Genomic DNA, 22,018 nt, shown 5'->3' with positions numbered 1-22,018 from the left:
ATCAGTCCCGGAACTGCTTGCGAACGGCGTCCACGACCCACTCGGGCTTGGGAAGCGCCAGTTTTTCAAGATTGGAAGCATAAGGCAGAGGCACATCAAGCCCGTAGACACGCGCCGGTGGTGCATCAAGCCAGTCAAAGGCCTCTTCAACGGCAATCGTACAGATTTCCGCCCCGATTCCAGCCACTGGCCAGCCTTCCTCGACGGAAACGATACGGTTCGTCTTCTTCACACTATTGACGATTGTTTCGGTATCCAGCGGACGAAGGGTTCTCAGGTTGATGACTTCCGCCTCGATCCCCTCTTCCGCCAGTCTGGCTGCGGCTTCAAGAGCCACCCCGACCATGATGGAGAAGGCCACCAGCGTGACATCCTTGCCTTCGCGTTCGATCTTGGCGCGACCGATGGGCAGGATGAAGTCCTCATCAACCGGACAGGGGAATTTCTGCCCGTACAGGATCTCGTTTTCCAGCACGACGACCGGATTAGGATCACGGATCGCCGCCCGCAGTAGTCCTTTTGCATCAGCGGAAGACCATGGCGCCACGACCTTCATGCCTGGGATATGGGCATACCAGCTCGCAAAGCACTGGGAATGCTGTGCTCCCACTCGTGCGGCTGCACCATTCGGACCCCGGAACACGATGGGGCATCCCATCTGCCCCCCGGACATGTAGAGCGTCTTGGCGGCCGAATTGATGATGTGGTCAATCGCCTGGAGCGAGAAGTTCATGGTCATGAACTCGACGATCGGCTTCAGTCCCGTCAATGCCGCTCCCACGGCCATGCCGGTGAAGCCATGCTCGGTGATGGGCGTATCAATGACGCGCTTCTCGCCGAATTCGTCAAGCAATCCCTGACTGATCTTATATGCGCCCTGATACTGCGCCACTTCCTCACCAATCAGGAAGACATCCTCGTCACGGCGCAGTTCAGCCGCCATGGCGTCACGGAGAGCTTCACGGACGGTAATATCCTTCGTTTCGCCCCAGTCCCGATCCTCTTCGGCCTTCCGGATGGCCGGGGCCTCAAGAACACCCGGGTCATTCGGGGTCTCGATAGCCACCGGAGCTCCGACATTCGGATCAGAAGAGCGAACCACATTGTCCGCGGCGGAAGGATCTTCTCCCTCGGCCAGAAGCACGGCGATTGGTGTGTTGACGGCGATATTCTCGGCACCTTCTTTCACAAGAAGTCTGCCGATCACACCTTCATCCACTGCTTCCACTTCCATAGTGGCCTTGTCGGTCTCGATTTCGGCTATGACGTCACCAGATTTCACCTGTTCACCCGGCTTGCGAACCCATCGAGCCAGCGTACCTTCGGTCATGGTTGGCGACAGGGCCGGCATCAGAATCAAAGACGCCATAGAAATCAGGCCTCCACCAGAATGTCAGTCCAGAGCTCGGAAGCGTCAGGTTCCGGGCTGCTCTGTGCAAATTCGGCCGCATCTGCCACGACGGCTTTCACGTCCGTTTCAATCTCCTTGAGCTCGCTTTCAGAAGCTCCGGCACGCAGCAGTTCCGCCTTCAAGGTCTCGATCGGGTCACGCGTGCGGCGCATTTCCTCAACTTCTGCACGCTGCCGGTATTTCGCCGGATCGGACATCGAGTGCCCTCTGTAGCGATAGGTTTCCATTTCCAGCAGGAATGGTCCCTTGCCTGACCGGCAGTGATCCATGGCTTCCTGTGTGGCCTGATGGACAGCGAAGAGATCCATGCCGTCTACCTTGAGGCTCGGAATGCCCCAGGGCTCACCATTGCGGGAGAGATCCTTTGAGGCCGAGGCCCGCTCGATGGAAGTACCCATACCGTAGCGGTTGTTCTCAATCACATAGATGCAGGGCAGTTTGTGCAGAGCAGCAAGATTGAAGCTCTCATAAACCTGTCCCTGCGCCGAGGCACCTTCCCCGAAATAGACAATCGAGACTTCATCCGAACCACGGTACTTGTTGGCAAAAGCCAGTCCCGTTCCCAGCGAAACCTGCGCACCTACGATTCCGTGTCCACCATAGAAATGCTTCTCACGCGAGAACATGTGCATCGAGCCGCCCTTACCGTGGGAATATCCGCCGGCCCGGCCAGTCAGTTCCGCCATCACACCCCGGGGGGTCATGCCCGCGACCAGCATCTGCCCATGATCACGATAGGAGGTAATGGACTTGTCACCGTCCTTCATGTGCAGGCCGATACCGACAACGACGGCTTCCTGACCGATATAAAGGTGACAGAAACCACCGATCAGACCCATGCCGTAAAGTTGCCCGGCCTTTTCCTCGAAGCGTCGGATCAGGAGCATATCCCTGTAGGCGCGCTTCATTGTTTCCGGCGAAAGGGCCGGACCGTTGCTCCGGCTGGCAGCGGACGGTGTTTCGTCCATGACGGTCTCCTGATGGGGATACACAAAAACCTGCCTGCTCTTACCGACACATTTCCGGGATGACCAGACTGACCCGGTTACAGATCCGTAAGAAGCAATGCGCCTGGCAGCATGAAAACCGGAGACGCAGGAAGGCTGTTTCCTGACTTCTGGCGGTCAGACGAAACCCAGAAGATGACGGGCCGCAACGCCGGGATCCGGCTCGCGAAGCAGGCTTTCTCCCACCAGCACGGCGCTTGCTCCGACTTCACCGACCTTCAGCAGATCATCCTGGGTCCGGATACCGCTTTCCGAGACGACCAGCCGGTCCGGCGGAACCATGGGGGCCAGATCCAGCGTGGTCTGGATATCCGTCTTGAGCGTACGAAGATTGCGGTTGTTGATTCCGATCAGGAAGCTGTCCAGCGCAAGGGCCCGGTTCAGTTCGGTTTCGTCATGCACTTCGACAAGTACGTCCATGTCCAGACCACGGGCAATCGCAATCAGTTCCGCTGCCTGCGTTTCGGTCAGAATGGCCATGATGAGCAGAATACAGTCCGCGCCAATCAGGCGGCTTTCATGAACCTGCCACGGATCAAGGATGAAATCCTTGCGCAGGATCGGCAGACTGCATGCTTCACGGACAGCCCGGATATCTTCCGTGCTGCCATGAAAACAGGAACCCTCCGTCAGCACGGAGAGACACGTCGCTCCGGCCGCCTGATAGGACTGGGCAATGGCGACAGGATCGTAATCCGGACGCAGGATACCGGCGGATGGAGAGGCTTTCTTGATTTCCGCGATCAACCCGACCTGCCGGTCTGCCGTCAGATGCTGAAGTGCCTGTCCAAACCCGCGCGTCGGGGTCGTGACCTCTCGTGCCCGTGTCGTGATTTCCTTGAGGGACATGATCTGCGAACGTTGCTCGACGTCCACCCGCGTCCGCGCACAGATCCGGGCCAGAACATCGCTTTTATCCGCGGCCGTTTCCGCCGCAGGGTCCTGAACGGGCGGAGTGGTCGTGTCGGGCACTTCCGGATCGGGGAACTGTTCGCCGTTTTCCGGAGAATACATCATCGCTGGTCGATGGGGCATGAGGGTCATGATCGTCCTGCGTCTTTATGGAACCGGGCGGACTGGCGCGCACGTTCAAGCGCTGTACGGGCCAGTCCGTCATCAATGGAACGGGCAGCCATGGCTGCATTGCGTCGGAAAGCCTGGGGATCAATACGCCCCTCTTTCACGACATTGCCACGTCCTGCAACATGGAGGGCAGCAGCAGCATTGAGAAGAACGGTCTCACGATAAGCGCCATCCGCGCCATCCAGAAAGGCCAGAAGCGCCTCTGCATTGGTCTGGGGATCATCCCCACGGATGGCGGAAATGGGCCGGGATGGAAAGCCGGCGCTTTGGGGATCAAATGTCAGAGAGAACAGTTTCCCATCTTCCCATGCGGCGATGGTGGCCGGACCGGCAAGGGTCAGTTCATCACTGCCACTCAGATCGGTCGTGCCATGAACGGCCCAGACACACGCGCTTCCGAGTTGCCCGAGTGTCCGGGCAACCGGAAGGCACCACTGTCCGTCAAACACACCGATCAACTGGCGGTGAACCTGCGCAGGATTACACAGCGGACCCAGCAGATTGAAAAGCGTGCGGAAACCGAGGGTCCGCCTTACGGACGTGGCATGCTTCAGGGCGGGGTGATGATGGGGGGCGGACAGGAATGCCAGATGGTCTTCCGTCAGACAGCGTGCCTGGAATTCCGCATCAGGGTTGGGAGGAATTCCCAGCTTCTCCAGCACATCCGTTGCACCGGACATCGAGGAAGCAGCCCGGTTGCCATGCTTGGCGACCGGCACACCCAGTCCTGCCAGCACAAAGGCCACCGCTGTGGAGACATTGAGCGTTCCCAGCCCGTCTCCGCCTGTCCCGCAGACGTCAATTGCTCCTTCAGGAGCATAAGGCAGAACCGTCATGTAGCTTCGGACGGCCTTGACGGCGCCTGTCAGTTCAGCGGTCGTCTCGCCCCGGACTTTCAGTGCCGACAGGAAGGCGCCAAGCTGAACCGGGTCCGTTTCCCCCGCCATGATACAGGAAAAGGCAAGCTGCGCCTCTTCTTCCGTCAGGGGAGAGCCGGACACAACCTTATGCAGCAGCGCGCCGAAAGTCTCGGCCATGGTCAGGCAGCCTGAATTGCGCGGATTTCGATTCCGGCGATCTGCAGAAAATTCCCGAGCAACTCGCGCCCGCCTTTGGAAGCAATGCTTTCCGGGTGAAACTGTACACCGTGAACGGGATGCTCGCGGTGTCTGACTCCCATGATGACGCCATCCTGCGTCCTGGCATTGACGACCAGGTCTTCGGGGATGCTGTCGGGTTCAAGGGTCAGGCTGTGATACCGCACGACATCCACCGGATCGGGCAGACCCGCGAACACGCCCGTCCCGTCGTGTTCCACGGCGCTGATCTTGCCATGCATGGGAACAGGAGCCCGGATGACCTTCGCGCCGAAGACCTGACCAATGGCCTGATGCCCCAGACAGATTCCCAGCACTGGAACCCGTCCAGCGGCTTCTCGGATCAGATCACAGCAGATGCCAGCGTCATCCGGCGCACAGGGTCCGGGAGAAATCACGATGGCAGATGGTTTGAGATCCAGAGCCTCCTGAGCCGTCAGAGCGTCATTACGGCGGACATCGCATTCCACCCCCAGCGCGCCAAGATGGTGGACGATATTGAAGGTGAAGCTGTCATAGTTGTCGATGAGCAGGATCATCTCTGCAGCATGGCCTCCACGCTCCGCCACGTCAAATACATCATTGTGTCACGCTTTTGCCGCATTCGAGACGGCGACCTCCGCCGCACGGAAAAGCGCCCTCGCCTTTGCCCGGGTCTCCTCGAATTCAGCAGTAGGGTTGCTGTCAGCTACAACCCCACATCCAGCCTGAACATACATCTGTCCGTCTTTCAGGACGGCCATGCGCAATCCGATACATGTATCCATCTCGCCATCCGCCCCAAAATACCCCACGCAGCCGGAATACGGGCCGCGTCGTGTCGGTTCTAGTTCATCGATGATTTCCATGGCCCGGATCTTCGGCGCGCCAGTCAGGGTTCCGGCCGGAAAGGCCGCAACCAGCGCATCCATCGCCGTCTTCTCCGGCCTGATCCTGCCCGTGACCGTCGAGGAAATATGCATGACATGACTGTAGCGCTCGATGACGAAGCGTTCAGGCACCTGCACGCTTCCCAGCTGGGAAACACGCCCCACGTCATTGCGCCCCAGGTCGATCAGCATCAGATGTTCAGCCAGTTCCTTCTGGTCAGCCAGAAGTTCTTTCTCAAGGGCAAGATCATGCTCACGGTCTTTTCCCCGTGGTCGCGTGCCAGCCAGCGGACGCACCGTTATCTCCCCGTCCCGCAGACGAACAAGAATCTCGGGTGAAGATCCCACCAGCGCATAATCCTCCAGCTCCATCAGGAAGAGGAAGGGAGCGGGATTGATACGGCGCAGACTGCGATACAGCGCCAGCGGAGACAACGGAAAAGGCGTGGTGAAGCGCTGGCTCGGAACGATCTGGAAGGCGTCCCCGGCCGCAATATAAGCCTGTGCATTGCGGATATTATCCTCGAACTGCCGCTGGCTCATGTTCGAGGCAGGGGGTGACAGTTCGGTCCCTGCGGGCAAGGTTTCATGACTGGGTGGCAGCGGAGCGCTCAGGACATCACGCGCTTTCTGCAGAAGTGCCTGCGCCTTCTCATCCGTCATGCCATTCCGAAGCGGAATGGCCAGTGTCAGTTCGTCACGAACAGAATCGAAAACCGCAAAAAGCTGCGGACGAATCATGATTCCTTCCGGCAGGTCCAGGTCATTGACCGGTGGATTGGGCAAAAACTCCATTTGCCGGACCATATCGTAGCCCAGAACGCCAAACACCCCGCCGATCATGGGCGGCAGACCTACAGGCAGGTCCATCTGGCTGTCACGGATGATGGCGTTCAGCGTATCCAGCGGTGCTTCCTCACGCGGCACGCCATCCACAAAGACCTGTCCATTGCGGCATTTCCAGACAAGATCCGGCAGAAGGGCGATCACGGAATACCGGCCGCGCGCAGCGCCACCCTCCACGCTTTCAAACAGGAAGCGGTAAGATCCCTCAGCTAGTGCCGTCAGACGGATATAGGCAGAAACCGGCGTCAGAAGATCCGCGGCTTCCGTGCTGTAGATGACGCTCATTACTGCCCCCCGCCTGCAGTGGCGCTGGCAGATACAACCTGATTGTAAAGGTTCATGTTAATCCGCGACGGCGGCGTCACCTTTTCGAGGGATGCGTTCAGCGCCAGAGGCACGTCCGAGCGCATTGAGCCGACATACTGCTTGTCTAGCTGTCCGCGCATGGCCTGGGTCTGGACGTCTGCCGCAGTTGCAGCTTTCTCTCCGGTTACGTTCACGAGCCAGAAAGCATCCGGGCTTTCATACATTCCCGTGGTCCCCAGCTTGAGCGCATAAACACCACGAAGGACGTTCTCCGGCAGGCTCTGATCTGGATGAATGCGGGACACCGTAATATCCCTGCGCAGACCGCTGGCTTCCGGCTGGCTGGCGAGCGCCTTCTGAAGCGAGGCATTCTTGGCAGCACTAAACAGCGCAGTGGTGCGGGTGTCGGCCGCATGCTTCTTCTGCTCCGCGGTCCATGCCTGCGAAACCTGTTCACGGACGCTGTCGAACGGCTTGCGTGCACCGGGGTGAACATCATCCACAAGAATGGCGTAAACGCTTCCGTCCGGTCCTGTCGTCACTGTCGGCTGCGCTCCCTTCGTCTGGGAGAAAACATGCTGGACAATATCCTGACGCAGGGCCGCGCTTCCCGGAATGGGCGCAGGAAGATTGTCCTGGGTCATTCCCTGCGCATCCAGTGTTCCTGCCGCTGGCATGGCTCCAAGATTGGATGGGATCTGTTCCAGCGTCGTGGAACCCGCCACCGCATCCTGAAGTTGCTTCGTGCGGGCCTGAAGAGCCTGGGGCGCTTCCTGCTTCTGAACCTGGGCGATCAGGTCTGACCGTGCCTGCTCGAAAGTGGTCGTGTGAGGCGCAATGACATCCGTGACGTCAAAGACGAGCCAGCCCATGACGGATTGTACCGGACCTACAATCCGGTTGGCAGGCGCTTCAAATGCCGCCTTGGCCAGTTCGGGGTTCGGGATATCGGACTGGCGCGCGCCCGGAAGGGAAACAGCCGCGGCATTGGGATACTGCTGTTTGAGCGCATCCCACGACTTGCCACCTTTCCATGCGGTCGCTGCGGCGTCAGCCTGACCCCGGTCCTGGAACGTCATGACCTGCAGCGTCCGGGTTTCCGGCATGTTGTAGGTCCGGGCCTGGAAACCATACAGCTTGTGCAATACGTCATCCGGAACCTCGATCGTCTTGGCCACGCTGTCAGCCGTCATGATGACCATTTTGGCATGACGGTATTCCGGGGTGCGGAAATCCTGCGGGTGATTGTCATAATACCGGTGAAGCTGTGCATCCGTCGGTGCCGCGGGTGCGGCGCCATCCGCGAAGGGAACACGCAAGACGTCGAAGACGCGCTGGCTGGCATTGAAGGCGAACAGACGGTCCGCCAGGCTTTTCGGAGCCTGAACGCTTTCACCCATCCCCTGAAGCAGCGCGCGCGACGTGATGTCCTCGCGGATGACCTGCAGCAGACGCCCCTCAGAGAGGCCAATGCGCGCCAGACGCTGGTTCAGCAAGGCGCGGTCAAACTGTCCTGCTGCATTGTGGAAAGCCGGAATGGCGAACACTTCCTGCCGGATCAGTTCGTCTGGCACAACCATGCCCGAACGGGCGGCAGCAAGCTGTGTCTCGTTCTGAATCACGAGGTTTTGAAGCGTCTGGCGAGCGGCCTGATCCCTGTCCGATGCGGGAAGTTTCGAGGGGTCTGACAGACCGATCTGCTGGGCCACAGCCGCGAGCTCTCCCGTCAGGGCACGGCTGAAATCCTCTGGCGTGACGGTGCGGTCCCCCACGGTCACGACGGCATTGGAGCCGGCCGTGCCCATGTTGGAGTAGACGTCTCCGACGCCCCACCCGATGAAAGCCAGAAAGATCAGGAGCGCGGCCGCGCGACCGGCCCAGGAGTCAACTAAGAGATGGCGCAGCGTTGTAATCATAGGGTCAGGACGGATCCGAATGGCGGGATGGCGCGGACACAGGAGGACCGCTAGAACTCGCGGCACCATAATGTCGTGAGGACGGCTTGACCAGAACCAGAGGATTGCGCCCCCTGTCCGGGCGTTCTGGTCATCATGGCGTCGCCGGCACAGGGCCGGGAGGAGGAACAGTGTACTCATTGCCCAAACTCGTGGTCGGAAACTGGAAAATGCACGGTCTGAGGGCGCAGTCGGCCGCGCTGGCGCGCGCCGTGGCGGAGGGTGCCCAGTCCCTTCCTGACGATGTCTTGCTTGTTCTGTGTCCCCCATTCACGCAGATCGGATGTGTCCATGGCATCATCAGCGCCCAAGGGCCGGAGTCACCGCTCAGACTGGGCGCGCAGGACTGCCATACAACCTCCTCCGGTCCGCATACGGGTGATATTTCAGCCGAGATGCTGGCTGATCTTGGTGTGCAATATGTCATTCTCGGCCATTCCGAACGCCGGATGGCGCATCACGAGACAAACGCCCTGATTCGCAGGAAAGTGGAAGCAGCCGAGGCAGCCGGCCTGATTCCCATTGTCTGCGTGGGCGAAACCCAGGAGGAGCGTCATCAGGGCCGGGCTGTAACCGCACTGGCCGCCCAGATCGAGGGATCCCTGACCGACAACTTTCAGGGGGCACTCGCCTACGAGCCGGTCTGGGCCATTGGAAGTGGCATCGTTCCGCCCCCTGACGAGCTTGAGAGAACTCTCGCTCTCATTCACGGACTGTTGCAGTCCCGGCTCAAGACAGATGACATTCGCGTGCCAATCCTGTATGGCGGCTCCGTAACACCGGCCCAGGCGCCGACAATTCTTTCCATAGGATCGCTGGGAGGAGTGCTGGTGGGCAGTGCCAGCCTGGAAGCGAAAAGCTTCCTGCGCATTGCCGAAGCCGCCTCGCTCCGCCTGACGTCCCAACCACTGTCCGGACCCTATCGTTCATGACCACTCTCCTGCTCGCCATCAACATGCTGGTCACCCTCGCGCTGATCGGTGTGATCCTGATCCAGCGTAGCGAAGGCGGCGGCCTTGGCATCGGGAGTGGCCAAGGCATGGGTTCCTTCATGACCGGTCGCGGGACGGCCACACTCCTCACGCGCGCCACCGCGGTTCTGGCCAGCATCTTTCATGCTGCTGTGCCTTGTTCTGGCCGTCCTGAACCGCGGTGCGTCTTCCGGCGTCGGTGGTCACGACATCCTGGCCCAGCCGCCGGCTCCTGTTGCCGCTCCGGCCCCCACTTCCGCCCAGACAGCAGCGCCGACGCCGGCTACCGTCCCGCATTCCGAGCAGACTGCACCTGCCGTCCCGGCAGCTCCTGCTCCAGCACAATCTCCCTCGCAGGCAGTCCCCTCCGCCGAGTCTCCTGCACAGCCCGCCCCGCAGACAGCGCCAATGCAGCCTCCTGCCCAGACAGCGCCGAGCGTGGTACCGGTCCCTGGGCCATCGGCACCGGCTCAGAGCGTACCGGAAGGCAACGGACATTCCGTCCAGCAGACGACACCGTCCACCACGACGGCACCCGTCCAGCATCCGGATCAGACTGCTCCGTCAAACCCGAGCGCGTCTCCTTCCACGCCGGTACAGGGCAAGGCGGAAGATCAGGTCCAGCAGCCCGCCCATACTGCGCCGAAGACCGCTCACACAGTTCATCACCGCCGTCATCACGTACGTGCCACCACGCATACGGACAGCGCATCTCACTGAAGTTGAGCGGAGAGCATTCTCTCCGCTTCCCCTCAGCCCCACCTTCGGTGTATGAAGACCGCCCATGACGCGGTTCGTATTCATCACCGGCGGTGTGGTATCCTCTCTCGGCAAGGGCATTGCTTCGGCGGCTCTTGCGGCTCTTCTCCAGGCGCGTGGCTACAAGGTCCGCATGCGCAAGCTGGACCCCTATCTCAATGTGGATCCGGGCACGATGAGCCCGTATCAGCATGGCGAAGTGTTCATTACCGATGACGGGGCGGAAACCGACCTCGATCTCGGACACTATGAGCGCTTCACAGGCGTTCACGCCAGCCGTGCCGATAACACTACGACCGGACGCATCTATTCGGATGTCATCGCCCGGGAACGTCGTGGCGATTATCTGGGTGGGACCGTTCAGGTCATTCCGCACATCACGGACGCCATCAAGGATGTCGTCGTCTCAGCGACGGACGGATATGATTTCGTGCTGGTTGAGATCGGCGGAACGGTTGGCGACATTGAAAGTCTGCCTTTCCTCGAAGCGATCCGGCAGTTGCGCAATGATCTGGGACATAACCAGACAATGTGCATTCATCTCACGCTCCTGCCCTACATTCCGGCCGCTGGCGAACTGAAAACCAAGCCGACCCAGCATTCCGTCAAGGAACTCCAGAACGTCGGCATCCAGCCGCAGATGCTGCTGTGTCGCTCCGACCGTCCGATTCCGGCAACCGAGCGCGGGAAGATCGCGAATTTCTGTAATGTCCGTCCGGAGGCCGTTATTGCGGCACTGGACGTGGACACGATCTACGCCTGCCCCATTTCCTATCACAACGAAGGTATGGATCAGGAAGTCCTCCGGTACTTCGGTCTTCCTTTCGAAAGCCGTCCGGACCTTTCCCGCTGGGAAAAGATCGTCAAGGCGATTCGCGAGCCGCATGGTGAAGTGCGTGTCGCCGTTGTCGGTAAATACACGGCTCTTCTGGATAGCTATAAATCGCTGGCTGAAGCCCTGCTGCATGGCGGGATTGCGAATAATGTCCGCGTGAAGCTGGACTGGATCGAATCGGAAGAGTTCGAAAAGAACGGGGATCTGGAGAAACGTCTGAAAGACGCGGATGCCATCCTTGTTCCCGGCGGATTCGGTGAACGCGGTGCCGAAGGCAAGATCCAGGCTGTAAAATATGCGCGCGAGCATAACATTCCTTTCCTCGGGATCTGCTTCGGCATGCAGATGGCGGTCATCGAATGTGCCCGCTCGCTCGCCGGCCTGCCCAAGGCATCCTCGACGGAATTCGGCCCCACGGATGAACCTCTGGTCGGCCTGATGACGGAATGGGCCCGGGGCGATGAACTGATGCGCCGCCGTGAAGGCGGGGACCTTGGTGGAACCATGCGTCTCGGTGCGTTTCCGGCCAAGCTGAAACCCGGCTCTCGCGTAGCAGAAGTCTATGGTCAGACCGAGATCCGCGAACGGCACCGACACCGTTGGGAAGTGAACGTCCATTACAGGGACCAGCTGGAAAAGACCGGCATGATCTTCTCCGGCATGTCACCGGACGGCGTGCTGCCCGAGGTCGTGGAATATCCGGATCACCCCTGGTTTATTGGCGTCCAGTACCATCCTGAACTGCTTTCCAAACCGTTCGATCCCCACCCGCTGTTTGCCGGACTGATCGGAGCAGCTGTCCGCCAGAAGGAAGAAACGCGATGAACGTTCGGGTCGGTGAACTGGATATCGGTCAGGACAGGCCTTTCGTTCTGATCAGCGGACCATGCCAGATCGAATCGGCCCAGCATGCGGTGGAGATGGCGGATGCCCTGTCTACCCTCTGTCGCGAAATCGGGATCGGCCTGATCTACAAAAGCAGCTACGACAAGGCGAATCGCAGTTCGGTCCATGCCGCCCGTGGGATCGGCATGGATAAGGGACTGGAGATTCTGGCCGGGATCCGGGAACGTTTCGATATTCCGGTCCTGACGGATGTTCACACTCCGGAGCAGTGCGCCATTGCCGCGGAAGCCGTAGACGTTCTTCAGATCCCGGCATTCCTCTGCCGCCAGACCGATCTGCTGCTAGCTGCCGGCCGGACAGGCAAGGCCATCAACGTCAAGAAGGGACAGTTCCTCGCCCCCTGGGACATGAAGAACGTTGCGGCCAAGATTGCCTCTACGGGCAATGACCGCATCCTGCTCTGCGATCGTGGAACCAGTTTTGGATACAACACGCTGGTCAGTGACATGCGGGGCCTGCCCATCATGGCGCAAACGGGATATCCGGTTGTTTTTGATGCGACTCATTCCGTCCAGCAGCCCGGAGGGCTGGGAGCCGCAACGGGCGGACAGCGCGAGTTCGTGGAACCGCTAGCTCGCGCAGCTGCATCCATTGGTGTTAGTGCCGTATTCATCGAGACGCATCAGGACCCCGATAACGCGCCAAGTGATGGACCGACCATGGTGCCCCTTTCACAGATGCGCGGCCTTCTGACGCGTTTGAAGGCATTTGACGGTCTGGCTAAATCCTACAGCGCTTCGTAACCGCTCGCAGGGGCAAGAGCCGCTAGGGCAAGACTGAGAACCGCCCCCGCCGTCAGGACAGTGCGTAAGGGCAGATAGCCTGGTGGCAGGGCCCCCTTCCGCCAAGCTGCGCGCTCACCAGCGAAAATGATGATGAATCCCAGCGCTTCCAGTCCATATCCGGCCCGCGTGTTGCCCAGCAGTCCGATACACAGGCTCAGCCAGGCCCATAGAGCCGGACAGACTCCGAAAAGCAGACGCTGACGGTCGCGGGTGGATGTTCCGTCAATCGTGATGATATCAGGCCGCTCCATGGCAAGTCCCCAGTGGACGGCCCCCAGAAAAGACATGATACAGGCACCGTAAGCCAGTAGAATGACTGTCAGGTGCGGCAAGGGCGTGAACAGTCCCGCAAGAAAAATCCAGCCGCCCAGAAGCCCGAAAGGGACTAGCCCAGCAAGACCGAGTATGAAAGCAAGGAAAGGAAGGCGCATGTCGTCGATTGACCTTGTGACGTGATTTTGAGACTTGAACTGAGTGTTCCATTTCGAATGGTCCTGAGCCAATCCGGTTCAAGCATATCCAGGAGAGCTTTCATTGAGCGCCATTGTTGATATCACCGCCCGCGAAATCCTGGACAGCCGTGGCAATCCGACCGTCGAGGTCGAGGTCGAGCTGTCGTCTGGTGCCCGCGGCCGCGCGGCTGTCCCTTCCGGAGCGTCCACTGGCGCTCATGAAGCTGTTGAACTGCGTGACGGAGATGCATCCCGTTACAACGGTAAGGGCGTCCTCAAGGCCTGCAGCCATGTTGAAAACGACATTCTGGAAATCCTTCAGGGCGCTGAGTCCGAGGATCAGATCGCCATCGACAATGCGATGATCGATCTGGACGGAACGCCCAACAAGTCCCGTCTGGGTGCAAATGCCATCCTTGGCGTCTCACTCGCTGTCGCAAAGGCGACGGCCGAAGAGCTGGAACTGCCGGTTTACCGTTACGTCGGGGGAACCTATGCCCATCTGCTGCCTGTTCCGATGATGAACATCGTGAATGGCGGTGAACATGCTGACAACCCGATCGACATTCAGGAATTCATGATCCAGCCTGTTGGTGCGCCGACGGTGGCCGATGCCATTCGCATGGGCTCTGAAATCTTTGCACGCCTCAAGAAGGGTCTGGCTGCCGCCGGATACAACACGAACGTAGGAGACGAAGGCGGATTTGCACCCAACCTCAAATCCGCAGACGAAGCCCTCGGATTTATCTCCAAGTCCGTTGAGGCCGCCGGATACCGTCTGGGTGAAGACGTGACCTTTGCTCTCGATTGCGCGGCGACCGAATTCTACAGCGACGGTCGCTACAACCTGAAAGGCGAAGGGAAGGATTTCGACGCCTCCGGGATGATTTCCTATCTTGAGGATCTGGCAGCTCGTTACCCGATCTTCTCCATTGAGGACGGCCTCGCGGAAGATGACTGGGAAGGCTGGGCAGAACTTACGAAGCGTCTGGGTGGAAAGCTTCAGCTTGTCGGGGACGATCTGTTCGTCACTAACCCGCAGCGCCTGCGCCGTGGCATCAAGAGCGGAACCGGCAACGCCCTACTGGTGAAAGTCAACCAGATCGGGACCCTGACTGAGACCCTTGAGGCGGTCGAGACGGCTCATAAGGCTGGATATGCCAGCGTCATGAGCCATCGTTCAGGTGAGACCGAAGATTCAATTATCGCCGACCTAGCGGTTGCGACCAATTGCGGACAGATCAAGACGGGTTCCCTGTCCCGTTCTGACCGGACGGCAAAGTACAATCAGTTGATTCGCATTGAGCAGCAGCTTGGTAGTGCCGCGCGGTATGCAGGCCGTAGTATCCTGAAAAACTGAGTTTTCAGGATACCGGAAGCAGCTCCCAGATTCCTCTGTGGCCTTTAGGTCACAGGGGAATTTTTGTTTCAGGCTTTAGACTGTCTTCCTTGAGAAGGATCATTGTTCCGCCGTCTTTCCGCCCTGTAAGTTATGGACCGAACAGCCGATTGGGAGCCTTCGCCGAACATGACAGTCATCCGACTTATCAAACGTGCCGTTCGCGCTGTCGCTCCCCCTGCCCTTTTCCTGTCCCTGACTGTTTATTTTGGCTGGAATGCCCTGCACGGAGCGCATGGTATTCGCGCCTATCAGGAGCAGACGCAGCTTCAGCAGCAGGCCATCCAGGCTGAACAGGATGCCAAGGACGAACAGACAGTCTGGCACCGTCGTGTCCTGGCACTTAAGGAAAAGGCTCTTGATGCCGATATGCTGGACGAACGCGCGCGGGCCATGATGAATCTGACCCGCAAAGGCGATCTGGTAGTCCCCTACGGCGCGCACGACAAACTGTTCTGAAAATATTTCTGCCTGCCCTCTCCAGTGAACTGGTATGACAGGCAATAAAAAAGGCGGCTGAAAAGCCGCCTTTTTTAGTAAGAGGCTTTACCAAGCCCTTACTTGATCTTTGCTTCACGGAACACGACGTGCTTGCGTGCAACCGGATCATACTTGCGAACTTCCATCTTGCCCGTGGCGGAGCGGGCATTCTTCTTCGTAACGTAGAAGTAGCCTGTGTCAGCCGAAGAAACGAGACGGATCTGAATAACGTTGCTCTTTGCCATGATACCCTCGGGCTTGCGCCGTCCTGATGCCGCTCGCAGGTTTCGAAGCAGCAGATTGATCTATATTCGGCGCAACATGCTGTTTTGTCTGTCTCAGGTCAAGGCTTTCCGCAGAAAATCACCTCTCCCAAGCATTTTTTTGAAAGAAATGGCATTTTGTCACATCGCTTTGATGTGCAGTCTCCATTCTCTGTCCTTGCGGTCGAACAGATGGGAACCTATAAAGAACAAAGTGGAGACGTAAGCCTTTTCGGAATGCGTCATAATTTTCCAGACATGCCTCTATCGAGGCGCATGGGAGCGCCTGCATGCTGACCCGCAAACAGCACCAACTTCTGCTGTTTATTGACGATCACCTTCGTCGCACCGGTTATTCTCCCTCTTTCGATGAAATGAAAGATGCTCTGGAGCTGCGCTCAAAATCGGGTATCCACCGCCTGATTTCCGCTCTGGAAGAGCGTGGCTTTCTTCGTCGCCATCATCACCGAGCCCGCGCGCTGGAGGTTCTGCGCCTTCCCTCCCGAGGAGAAGACGATACCCGGTCGGGTACTGTTCTTCCCTTCATCGCCCCTGCTTCCGAGGATGAAGCGCGGGATCTTCAGGGAACATTTGCAGACACCCATCCTGCCGAGCGCACTGATCTGGTGACGCTACCACTTTATGGGCGTATCGCCGCCGGCCTGCCGATCGAAGCATTTTCCGAAGAGAACACGACGATTCAGGTTCCGACGTCTCTGCTGGGAACGGGCGAACATTATGCGCTGGTGGTTGCGGGAGATTCCATGATTGATGCCGGAATTCTCGATAATGACGTTGCGATCATCCGTCGTGGTGAAACCGCCGAAAACGGACAGATCATCGTCGCCCTGATTGACGGGCAGGAAGTCACTCTGAAAAAGCTGCGCCGGCGTGGCGACACGGTCGCTCTTGAAGCCGCCAACCGGAACTACGAAACACGCATTTTCCCGGCTGAGCGTGTCCGTATTCAAGGACGCTTGGTCGGACTTTTCCGTCAGTACTAGAGGTTCGTCCCTTCTGGTTTCCCGGGGCATCCTGTCATTTCATTTAGGAAGAGACGGAACGCCCCGCACAACCTTTACGCTTCCGTCAGGCGCAATCAATGTACTGGTTCCATCTCCATTCGGGATCAGGATGGTTTTGGTCGGGTTTTTACTCAGGAAACGACCGGCATTATCGGGGACAGCCGATGGTAGCGTCGGGATCACGCGGCTTTTGTCCTGCATGACGCCGTGATGTGTGTCCGAACTCTCACCGATAGACAAGCTACCACCGGACTGAAGCTGCGGACCATTGGCCCCGAGAGCACCCTTGTTTCCAATACCGCCCATGAAATTTTCATCCAGCGCTGCACCGCCAAAATAGGTCGCGGGATCACCAAGGGCATGATTGAACGTGCTGTTGGGATTTTCCACGTCCTTGAGGGTTGGCAGAGGCTGGGGCGTCCCAGGCCAGATATTACCTTTCTCAGGGAAAATAGGCACTTCCGAGGCTGTTTCCCCCCGGGCGCGGCGAATATTTTCGCTGTCTCCGTGAGGACCATTGGGATTATCCAGTGCGGTCCACAGAAATGTATCCTGAAAGAACTTGCCCATGCCTGAACAGCCGCTCAGAGCGAGAGGTAGTGCCAGCAGAGCGGCCTTCCGCATTTCTTACTCCCAAAAGGTATACTCTGTAATCTTTAGCGGTCCTTCTTCCTGAGCGCCAGACAGAGACTGACCCGCAGAAGACATTCTGCCAAGTTTATTGTTCAGGAGACAATGTTTGACGAATTACGGGTCTGGGTCGACATCATGCGGGACAGGCCCTTCGTCAGATAGGCCCAGCCTGTAATGACGGTAGGAATAACAGAAATCCAGAGAAGCCCACCACCGATCATGGTAGCAGGCAGAAAGGAAAGACCCAGCATATCGGCCGCACCGTCGCCCCCTATCAGGAAGCCTATGGCAACCATCTGGATGCCGGTTTTCCATTTTGCCAGCCGTGTGGAAGGCAGCGTTTCGCGCTGGGACGCCATGTATTCCCTAAGGCCGCTGACGAGTATTTCCCGCAGCATGATGATGATGGCGGCATAGAGCGAAAAAAGCGGAAGATGCGTCAGCCCGGCCAGTGCGAGCAGCAGCGCTCCGACAAGCAGCTTGTCAGCAATGGGATCCATCATGCGACCAAGCTCGGAAAGCTGATGCCAGCGCCGCGCCAAGGCGCCATCCAGATAGTCCGTGATGCAGGCTGCCGTATAAATCAGACAGGCGATGACATTCGCCACGGGCGAATGAAACGCCAGCAGCGCCACCAGAAGTGGAATGGACGCAATACGCAGAAGCGTCAGAACATTTGGCAGATCAGTCAGCATCGCGACTCAGTCTAGAACAGTTTTTCATTCGTCGGTATGTGCCAAACCATCTACCGGCTGTGTATTTTTCGTATGAGGCCCGGACCGTGCCTTATGGGTGACGGTCCGGGGATGCGAGACGATGGGCCCATTCCGGATGAAAATGACCGTAAATGGCCTTTGCGGTTCCTGAACTGATCCCCGGTGCACCCTCCAGTTCCTCAAGGCTCGCCTGCCGGACACTTTTTGCTGAACCAAAGTGATTGAGGAGCGCCTTTTTGCGCGCGCCCCCGATTCCAGGGACATCATCCAGTTCTGATTTGCGCAGTGCCTTTGAACGCCCCGTCCTGTGCGTGGTGATGGCGAAGCGATGCGCCTCGTCCCGCAGTCGCTGCAGATAATAGAGTACCGGGTCACGGGGCGGCAGCTGAAACGGTGGCTGGGTCTCGGTGAAGAACCACTCCCGGCCCGCATCCCTGTCCGGTCCCTTGGCAATGGCCACGATGGGAATATCCGTCACGCCAAGCTCGGCCAGTACGGTACGCACAGCATTGAACTGCCCTAACCCACCATCAATCAGTAGCAGATCGGGCCAGTCTTCAGGCCGTTCATCCTTGTCCGTCCGTTTGCCAAAACGGCGTTCCATGACTTCACGCATCATGCCGAAATCATCCCCTGGCGTGACAGGCCCCTTGATCGCGTATTTGCGGTAGGCGCGCTTTTCGAAACCCTCGGGACCGCCGACCACCATCACGCCATAAGGTGCCTGACCCATGATGTGGGAGTTGTCATAGGTCTCAATCCGCTTGGGAGGCGCCGGCAGATTCAGGATCTTGGCCACGCCTTCAAGAAGTTTTTTCTGGCCGGCATTTTCAGCCAGCTTACGTTCAAGAGCTTCCCGCGCGTTCAGGGCGGCGTGATCAACGACCTCTTTCTTCTCGCCGCGCTGTGGCCGGAAAATGTCCACTTTCTGACCCCGTTTGATGGCCAGCGCCTCTTCCACCAGCTTCTGTTCCGGCAGTTCACAATTGACCAGTATCGACGGCGGAGGCGGTTTGTTGTCGTAAAACTGGATCAGAAAAGCGGACAGAACATCCGCCACGGTCTCGTCTTCGTCATGAACCGGATAGAAGGCCCGGTTGCCGTTGTTCCGGCTCGCGCGGATGAAGAAGACCTGAATGCAGGTGTGGCCGGCTTCCTGCCAGATGGCCACCACATCCGCATCATCGATCGAGGATGGATTGATGGTGCCAGAGTTCTGGATTCCAGCAAAACCGCGAATACGATCCCGGATGGCCGCGGCACGCTCATATTCCATGGCCGCGGATGCCTTTTCCATCTCCTGAGCCAGTTCCTGCTGAAGCTCCGTGTTCTTTCCTGACAGGAACTGCTTCGCCTGAAGGGTCAGCGCAGCGTAATCATCTTTGGAAATCCGATCCACGCATGGCGCCGAGCACCGCTTGATCTGATACAGCAGACATGGCCGTGTCCGGCTCTGCAATACGGCGTCGGAACAGGAGCGCAGCAGAAAACTGCGCTGCACAAGATTGAGCGTCTGGTTGACTGCCCAAGCCGAAGCGAAAGGCCCCCAGTAGGTAGCGCCCTTGACCGGCTTGCCACGCTGTTTCGTGATCTGGGGAAAATCATGGCTCTCCGTCAGCATGAGCCAGGGGTAACTCTTGTCGTCCCGCAACAGGATGTTGAAGCGGGGCTTCATCCGCTTGATGTAATTTGCCTCGAGAAGCAGGGCATCCGCTTCGGTTCTCGTAATGACGATCTCCATGGAGGTCGTCAGGGAAACCATGCGTCTGATGCGTTCAGGAAGCTGGTTCAGCCGCGTATAGGACGAGACGCGCTTCTTCAGGCTGAGCGCCTTACCCACATACAGGACCTCTCCTTTGGCACCCAGCATGCGATACACGCCAGGGCTGTAGGGAATGGTCTTCAGGGCTTCCCTGATAGCGTCAACGCCCTGCTTTTTTACTGCGGGAACAACTGCTTCGGAAGGCCTGTTCAAATCGGGAGATGGATTGTTCGGGAGGTCGCTCATACTGCTTCTTCAGTCATCCACCGATACTGTGGACAACTCTGTGGGTTGCTACATGACAGAATCATGAAGAGCCCGGTTTCCCGGCTGTGCCATCAGATTGCCCAAATTTTAATCACATCCGGTAAGCCATTGAAAAGAATGGCTTACCACTTTTACTGAGCTATATTTTGCCATAACGGCCATTGTGTTGAGTCACTCTGAATGCGCTTGACAGCCTTCATCATGACCCTGGTGGAAAAAACGGTTTCTTTTTCGTCTGACTGATCCTGTTATGTTCTCTTTTCAGATATTTCAACACGGAAAAAGATCTGCGGTTCAGTCCTGTTCCATGGCCTGCTCGGCACGCTCCAGAAGGCGCAGCATATTACCACCCCAGATGGCGGAAATCTCATCTGGACTGAAACCTGCCTTCTGCAGCGCAGCCGTGACGTTGGAAGTTTCCGTAGCGTCTCTCCATCCATCAATGCCGCCACCGCCATCGAAATCCGACGAAATTCCGACATGCTCCACGCCAATGCGATTGGCGATGTAGGTGACATGTCTGACGAGATCATCCAGCGTCCCACCGCCACCTTTTTTCAGAAACGACCCCATGGCTGTCACCTGGATCAGCCCGCCCGTCTCCTTCAGTCGGTCCAGCTGTTCATCATCCAGATTGCGTGGATGATCGCACAACGCCCGTGCACAGGAGTGACTGGCAAAAACAGGCGTCCTCGACAACTCCGATGCCTGCATCATTGTGGATTTGGCGGCATGTGAAACATCCACCAAGACACCATGACGGTTCATCTCCCGGATTGTCTGCTGCCCGAGAGCGGAAAGCCCGTCATGCAGGGCAGGGTCATCCTGAAGATCCTTGCGGGGAATTGCAGCATCAGCCAGGGCGTTGTGCCCGTTATGGGTCAGCGTCATGTAACGCACACCATACGCCCGTGCGAGTTGCCCGAGGCGTTCCGGAACACCTCCCAGCGCATGGCCGTTCTCAATGGCAGGGACGATGGCGAGCGCATTGTCCGCCCTCGCCTGACGCACGTCCCGGGCGGTCCGGCAGATCCGTGCCCGTTGGCCGTTCTGCTCCCCTTCCATGGCATTGATGACAGTAAGCATCTCACGAACACGCTGCCATGCCGCATCATGACTGGCGTCATCCCGCTGTCCCTGCGGAATGTAAGCCGCTAGACAGACAGCTCCCAAGCCACCCTGACGGGTTTTCGGGATATTGACCTGCCGTTCCGCTTCCGCAGACCAGGCATCGCCCTGATCGGGCCAAGGAATATCAATATGAGTATCGAATGTCAGGAGGGAGTTATGAAGATCGTTCATGATCTGTCCTAGATCGGATGATAACCGCGTGGGTGCAAGAGGTTCTTGCCAAAGCGGGGAATTCAGGAGATCCAGACGGAATGCGTCTAATTACATGGAATATCAATTCCCTTCGGCTTCGGCTGCCAGTGCTCCAGCGCCTTGTCGAGGAAGAAAACCCGGACATCGTCTGTCTTCAGGAAACGAAAGTCCCGGATCCTCTCTTTCCGGCTGAAGCCCTGAAAGAAATCGGTTTTCCGTACCAGCTCTACCGGGGAATGAAAGGCTATAATGGTGTCGCCATCCTGTCGCGCCATCCGCTGAAAACAATGGAAAACGTGCCAGACTGGTGCAGTCGCAATGACTGCCGCCATATTGCCGCAACCGTAGAAACACCAACCGGCCCGATCCTGCTGCATGATTTCTACGTACCTGCAGGCGGCGACATTCCGGATCCGGATCTCAATGACAAGTTCGCGCATAAACTTGCCTTCGTGGATGAAGCGACACAGTGGTTCACGGCCACGCCCCCGGCCCGCAGCGTTCTGGTCGGTGATCTGAATATCGCTCCGCTGGAACATGATGTCTGGAGTCACAGACAGCTTCTAAAAATCGTCAGCCACACGCCGCTTGAAACAGACGGCCTGAAAGCATGGCTCGCTGCCGGTTTCCAAGATGCCATGCGTCACATCACGCCTGAATCCGAAAAGCTTTACACGTGGTGGTCCTACCGCAACCGGGACTGGAAAAAGTCGAACCGGGGACGCCGCCTAGATCACGTCTGGCTGACCCCGGACCTCATGCACGCCCTGCGAGACATCAGGGTCCGCAAAGATGTGCGGGACTGGGACAGTCCTTCAGACCATGTCCCCGTCATTCTCGATCTGGATCCGGCCTGAAATTCAGGCCG

20 protein-coding genes and 1 pseudogene are annotated in these 22,018 nt (G+C 58.2%); 8 read left to right on the top strand and 13 right to left on the bottom strand.

Annotated features, from left to right (window positions below; all coding sequences use genetic code 11):
* Position 1: 1 nt before the first annotated feature.
* The 7 genes from GMO_RS05075 to GMO_RS05045 all read right to left on the bottom strand — a co-directional run bounded on the left by GMO_RS05075 (position 2) and on the right by GMO_RS05045 (position 8,715).
* Complete coding sequence (locus GMO_RS05075; RefSeq protein ID WP_008851238.1) at positions 2 to 1,369, bottom strand: pyruvate dehydrogenase complex E1 component subunit beta; 1,368 nt, start codon at positions 1,367 to 1,369, stop codon at positions 2 to 4.
* A 5-nt stretch (positions 1,370 to 1,374) separates the two neighbouring features.
* Complete coding sequence (gene pdhA / locus GMO_RS05070) at positions 1,375 to 2,379, bottom strand: pyruvate dehydrogenase (acetyl-transferring) E1 component subunit alpha (protein WP_040508284.1); 1,005 nt, start codon at positions 2,377 to 2,379, stop codon at positions 1,375 to 1,377.
* A gap of 156 nt (positions 2,380 to 2,535) precedes the next feature.
* Positions 2,536 to 3,462: an indole-3-glycerol phosphate synthase TrpC gene (gene trpC / locus GMO_RS05065; protein ID WP_040508283.1), complete on the bottom strand. Its 927-nt coding sequence runs from the start codon at positions 3,460 to 3,462 to the stop codon at positions 2,536 to 2,538.
* A complete protein-coding gene (trpD, locus tag GMO_RS05060) occupies positions 3,459 to 4,538 on the bottom strand; it encodes an anthranilate phosphoribosyltransferase (protein ID WP_008851235.1) in 1,080 nt (359 codons plus the stop codon). Before trpD ends, trpC begins: the two co-directional genes overlap by 4 nt.
* Before the next feature lie 2 nt (positions 4,539 to 4,540).
* A complete protein-coding gene (locus tag GMO_RS05055) occupies positions 4,541 to 5,137 on the bottom strand; it encodes an anthranilate synthase component II (protein ID WP_008851234.1) in 597 nt (198 codons plus the stop codon).
* Positions 5,138 to 5,185: 48 nt separating this feature from the next.
* Positions 5,186 to 6,598 carry an anthranilate synthase component I gene (trpE, locus tag GMO_RS05050; protein ID WP_008851233.1) on the bottom strand — a complete coding sequence of 471 codons (1,413 nt, stop codon included), beginning with the start codon at positions 6,596 to 6,598 and terminating at the stop codon, positions 5,186 to 5,188.
* Positions 6,598 to 8,715 (bottom strand): peptidylprolyl isomerase, encoded by a 2,118-nt coding sequence (locus GMO_RS05045; RefSeq protein WP_245528440.1) that lies wholly within the window; start codon positions 8,713 to 8,715, stop codon positions 6,598 to 6,600. The genes trpE and GMO_RS05045 overlap by 1 nt, the downstream gene beginning before the upstream one ends.
* Here GMO_RS05045 and tpiA point away from each other — a divergent pair.
* From tpiA to kdsA, 4 genes and pseudogenes are all read left to right on the top strand, one after another.
* A complete protein-coding gene (gene tpiA / locus GMO_RS05040; protein WP_408734793.1) occupies positions 8,715 to 9,506 on the top strand; it encodes a triose-phosphate isomerase in 792 nt (263 codons plus the stop codon). The two genes, GMO_RS05045 and tpiA, sit on opposite strands and share 1 nt — an antisense overlap.
* A pseudogene (gene secG, locus GMO_RS05035) lies at positions 9,503 to 9,878 on the top strand (preprotein translocase subunit SecG); the annotation flags it as partial. The gene tpiA and the pseudogene secG, both read left to right, overlap by 4 nt.
* Before the next feature lie 451 nt (positions 9,879 to 10,329).
* On the top strand, positions 10,330 to 11,964 hold the full coding sequence (locus GMO_RS05030) for a CTP synthase (protein WP_008851229.1): 1,635 nt from the start codon (positions 10,330 to 10,332) through the stop codon (positions 11,962 to 11,964).
* Positions 11,961 to 12,788 (top strand): 3-deoxy-8-phosphooctulonate synthase, encoded by an 828-nt coding sequence (kdsA, locus tag GMO_RS05025; RefSeq protein ID WP_008851228.1) that lies wholly within the window; start codon positions 11,961 to 11,963, stop codon positions 12,786 to 12,788. Before GMO_RS05030 ends, kdsA begins: the two co-directional genes overlap by 4 nt.
* On the opposite strand, the gene GMO_RS05020 is transcribed toward kdsA, so the two are convergent.
* Positions 12,773 to 13,261: a DUF3429 domain-containing protein gene (locus GMO_RS05020; protein WP_008851227.1), complete on the bottom strand. Its 489-nt coding sequence runs from the start codon at positions 13,259 to 13,261 to the stop codon at positions 12,773 to 12,775. The genes kdsA and GMO_RS05020 overlap by 16 nt on opposite strands.
* Before the next feature lie 103 nt (positions 13,262 to 13,364).
* On the opposite strand from GMO_RS05020, the gene eno reads away from it, so the two are divergent.
* Both eno and GMO_RS05010 read left to right on the top strand, forming a co-directional pair.
* The gene (gene eno, locus GMO_RS05015; protein WP_008851226.1) at positions 13,365 to 14,642 is read left to right on the top strand and encodes a phosphopyruvate hydratase; all 1,278 of its coding nucleotides are present in this window, start codon (positions 13,365 to 13,367) and stop codon (positions 14,640 to 14,642) included.
* 168 nt (positions 14,643 to 14,810) lie between these two features.
* Positions 14,811 to 15,140: an FtsB family cell division protein gene (locus tag GMO_RS05010; protein WP_008851225.1), complete on the top strand. Its 330-nt coding sequence runs from the start codon at positions 14,811 to 14,813 to the stop codon at positions 15,138 to 15,140.
* 98 nt (positions 15,141 to 15,238) lie between these two features.
* On the opposite strand, the gene rpmG is transcribed toward GMO_RS05010, so the two are convergent.
* A complete protein-coding gene (gene rpmG, locus GMO_RS05005) occupies positions 15,239 to 15,406 on the bottom strand; it encodes a 50S ribosomal protein L33 (RefSeq protein WP_008851224.1) in 168 nt (55 codons plus the stop codon).
* Positions 15,407 to 15,714: 308 nt separating this feature from the next.
* On the opposite strand from rpmG, the gene lexA reads away from it, so the two are divergent.
* The gene (gene lexA / locus GMO_RS05000) at positions 15,715 to 16,428 is read left to right on the top strand and encodes a transcriptional repressor LexA (protein WP_008851223.1); all 714 of its coding nucleotides are present in this window, start codon (positions 15,715 to 15,717) and stop codon (positions 16,426 to 16,428) included.
* A 39-nt stretch (positions 16,429 to 16,467) separates the two neighbouring features.
* Here lexA and GMO_RS04995 read toward each other — a convergent pair whose 3' ends face one another.
* The 4 genes from GMO_RS04995 to GMO_RS04980 form a co-directional block, all read right to left on the bottom strand.
* Positions 16,468 to 17,073: a hypothetical protein gene (locus GMO_RS04995; protein WP_040508280.1), complete on the bottom strand. Its 606-nt coding sequence runs from the start codon at positions 17,071 to 17,073 to the stop codon at positions 16,468 to 16,470.
* A gap of 101 nt (positions 17,074 to 17,174) precedes the next feature.
* Complete coding sequence (gene pgsA, locus GMO_RS04990) at positions 17,175 to 17,777, bottom strand: CDP-diacylglycerol--glycerol-3-phosphate 3-phosphatidyltransferase (protein WP_008851221.1); 603 nt, start codon at positions 17,775 to 17,777, stop codon at positions 17,175 to 17,177.
* A gap of 91 nt (positions 17,778 to 17,868) precedes the next feature.
* Positions 17,869 to 19,806 (bottom strand): excinuclease ABC subunit UvrC, encoded by a 1,938-nt coding sequence (gene uvrC / locus GMO_RS04985; RefSeq protein ID WP_008851220.1) that lies wholly within the window; start codon positions 19,804 to 19,806, stop codon positions 17,869 to 17,871.
* Positions 19,807 to 20,121: 315 nt separating this feature from the next.
* Entirely contained in the window at positions 20,122 to 21,129 is a 1,008-nt protein-coding gene (locus tag GMO_RS04980) for a dipeptidase (RefSeq protein WP_008851219.1), read from the bottom strand.
* An 80-nt stretch (positions 21,130 to 21,209) separates the two neighbouring features.
* On the opposite strand from GMO_RS04980, the gene GMO_RS04975 reads away from it, so the two are divergent.
* The gene (locus GMO_RS04975) at positions 21,210 to 22,007 is read left to right on the top strand and encodes an exodeoxyribonuclease III (protein ID WP_040508277.1); all 798 of its coding nucleotides are present in this window, start codon (positions 21,210 to 21,212) and stop codon (positions 22,005 to 22,007) included.
* Positions 22,008 to 22,018 lie beyond the last annotated feature (11 nt).

It is taken from the genome of Gluconobacter morbifer G707 (assembly GCF_000234355.1).
Taxonomy (GTDB): Bacteria; Pseudomonadota; Alphaproteobacteria; order Acetobacterales; family Acetobacteraceae; genus Gluconobacter; species Gluconobacter morbifer.
The sequence above is the reverse complement of the archived record's forward strand: the minus strand, read 5'-3'. Positions and strand labels throughout refer to the sequence as shown.

Bases quoted from the DNA above. Each gene is read 5' to 3' on its own strand.
- GMO_RS05075 (WP_008851238.1), bottom strand. From the start codon at position 1,369: ATGGCGTCTTTGATTCTGATGCCGGCCCTGTCGCCAACCATGACCGAA.
- pdhA (WP_040508284.1), bottom strand. From the start codon at position 2,379: ATGGACGAAACACCGTCCGCTGCCAGCCGGAGCAACGGTCCGGCCCTT.
- trpC (WP_040508283.1), bottom strand. From the start codon at position 3,462: ATGACCCTCATGCCCCATCGACCAGCGATGATGTATTCTCCGGAAAAC.
- trpD (WP_008851235.1), bottom strand. From the start codon at position 4,538: ATGGCCGAGACTTTCGGCGCGCTGCTGCATAAGGTTGTGTCCGGCTCT.
- GMO_RS05055 (WP_008851234.1), bottom strand. From the start codon at position 5,137: ATGATCCTGCTCATCGACAACTATGACAGCTTCACCTTCAATATCGTC.
- trpE (WP_008851233.1), bottom strand. From the start codon at position 6,598: ATGAGCGTCATCTACAGCACGGAAGCCGCGGATCTTCTGACGCCGGTT.
- GMO_RS05045 (WP_245528440.1), bottom strand. From the start codon at position 8,715: ATGAGTACACTGTTCCTCCTCCCGGCCCTGTGCCGGCGACGCCATGAT.
- GMO_RS05030 (WP_008851229.1), top strand. From the start codon at position 10,330: ATGACGCGGTTCGTATTCATCACCGGCGGTGTGGTATCCTCTCTCGGC.
- kdsA (WP_008851228.1), top strand. From the start codon at position 11,961: ATGAACGTTCGGGTCGGTGAACTGGATATCGGTCAGGACAGGCCTTTC.
- GMO_RS05020 (WP_008851227.1), bottom strand. From the start codon at position 13,261: ATGCGCCTTCCTTTCCTTGCTTTCATACTCGGTCTTGCTGGGCTAGTC.
- GMO_RS05010 (WP_008851225.1), top strand. From the start codon at position 14,811: ATGACAGTCATCCGACTTATCAAACGTGCCGTTCGCGCTGTCGCTCCC.
- rpmG (WP_008851224.1), bottom strand. From the start codon at position 15,406: ATGGCAAAGAGCAACGTTATTCAGATCCGTCTCGTTTCTTCGGCTGAC.
- lexA (WP_008851223.1), top strand. From the start codon at position 15,715: ATGCTGACCCGCAAACAGCACCAACTTCTGCTGTTTATTGACGATCAC.
- GMO_RS04995 (WP_040508280.1), bottom strand. From the start codon at position 17,073: ATGCGGAAGGCCGCTCTGCTGGCACTACCTCTCGCTCTGAGCGGCTGT.
- pgsA (WP_008851221.1), bottom strand. From the start codon at position 17,777: ATGCTGACTGATCTGCCAAATGTTCTGACGCTTCTGCGTATTGCGTCC.
- uvrC (WP_008851220.1), bottom strand. From the start codon at position 19,806: ATGAGCGACCTCCCGAACAATCCATCTCCCGATTTGAACAGGCCTTCC.
- GMO_RS04980 (WP_008851219.1), bottom strand. From the start codon at position 21,129: ATGAACGATCTTCATAACTCCCTCCTGACATTCGATACTCATATTGAT.
- GMO_RS04975 (WP_040508277.1), top strand. From the start codon at position 21,210: ATGCGTCTAATTACATGGAATATCAATTCCCTTCGGCTTCGGCTGCCA.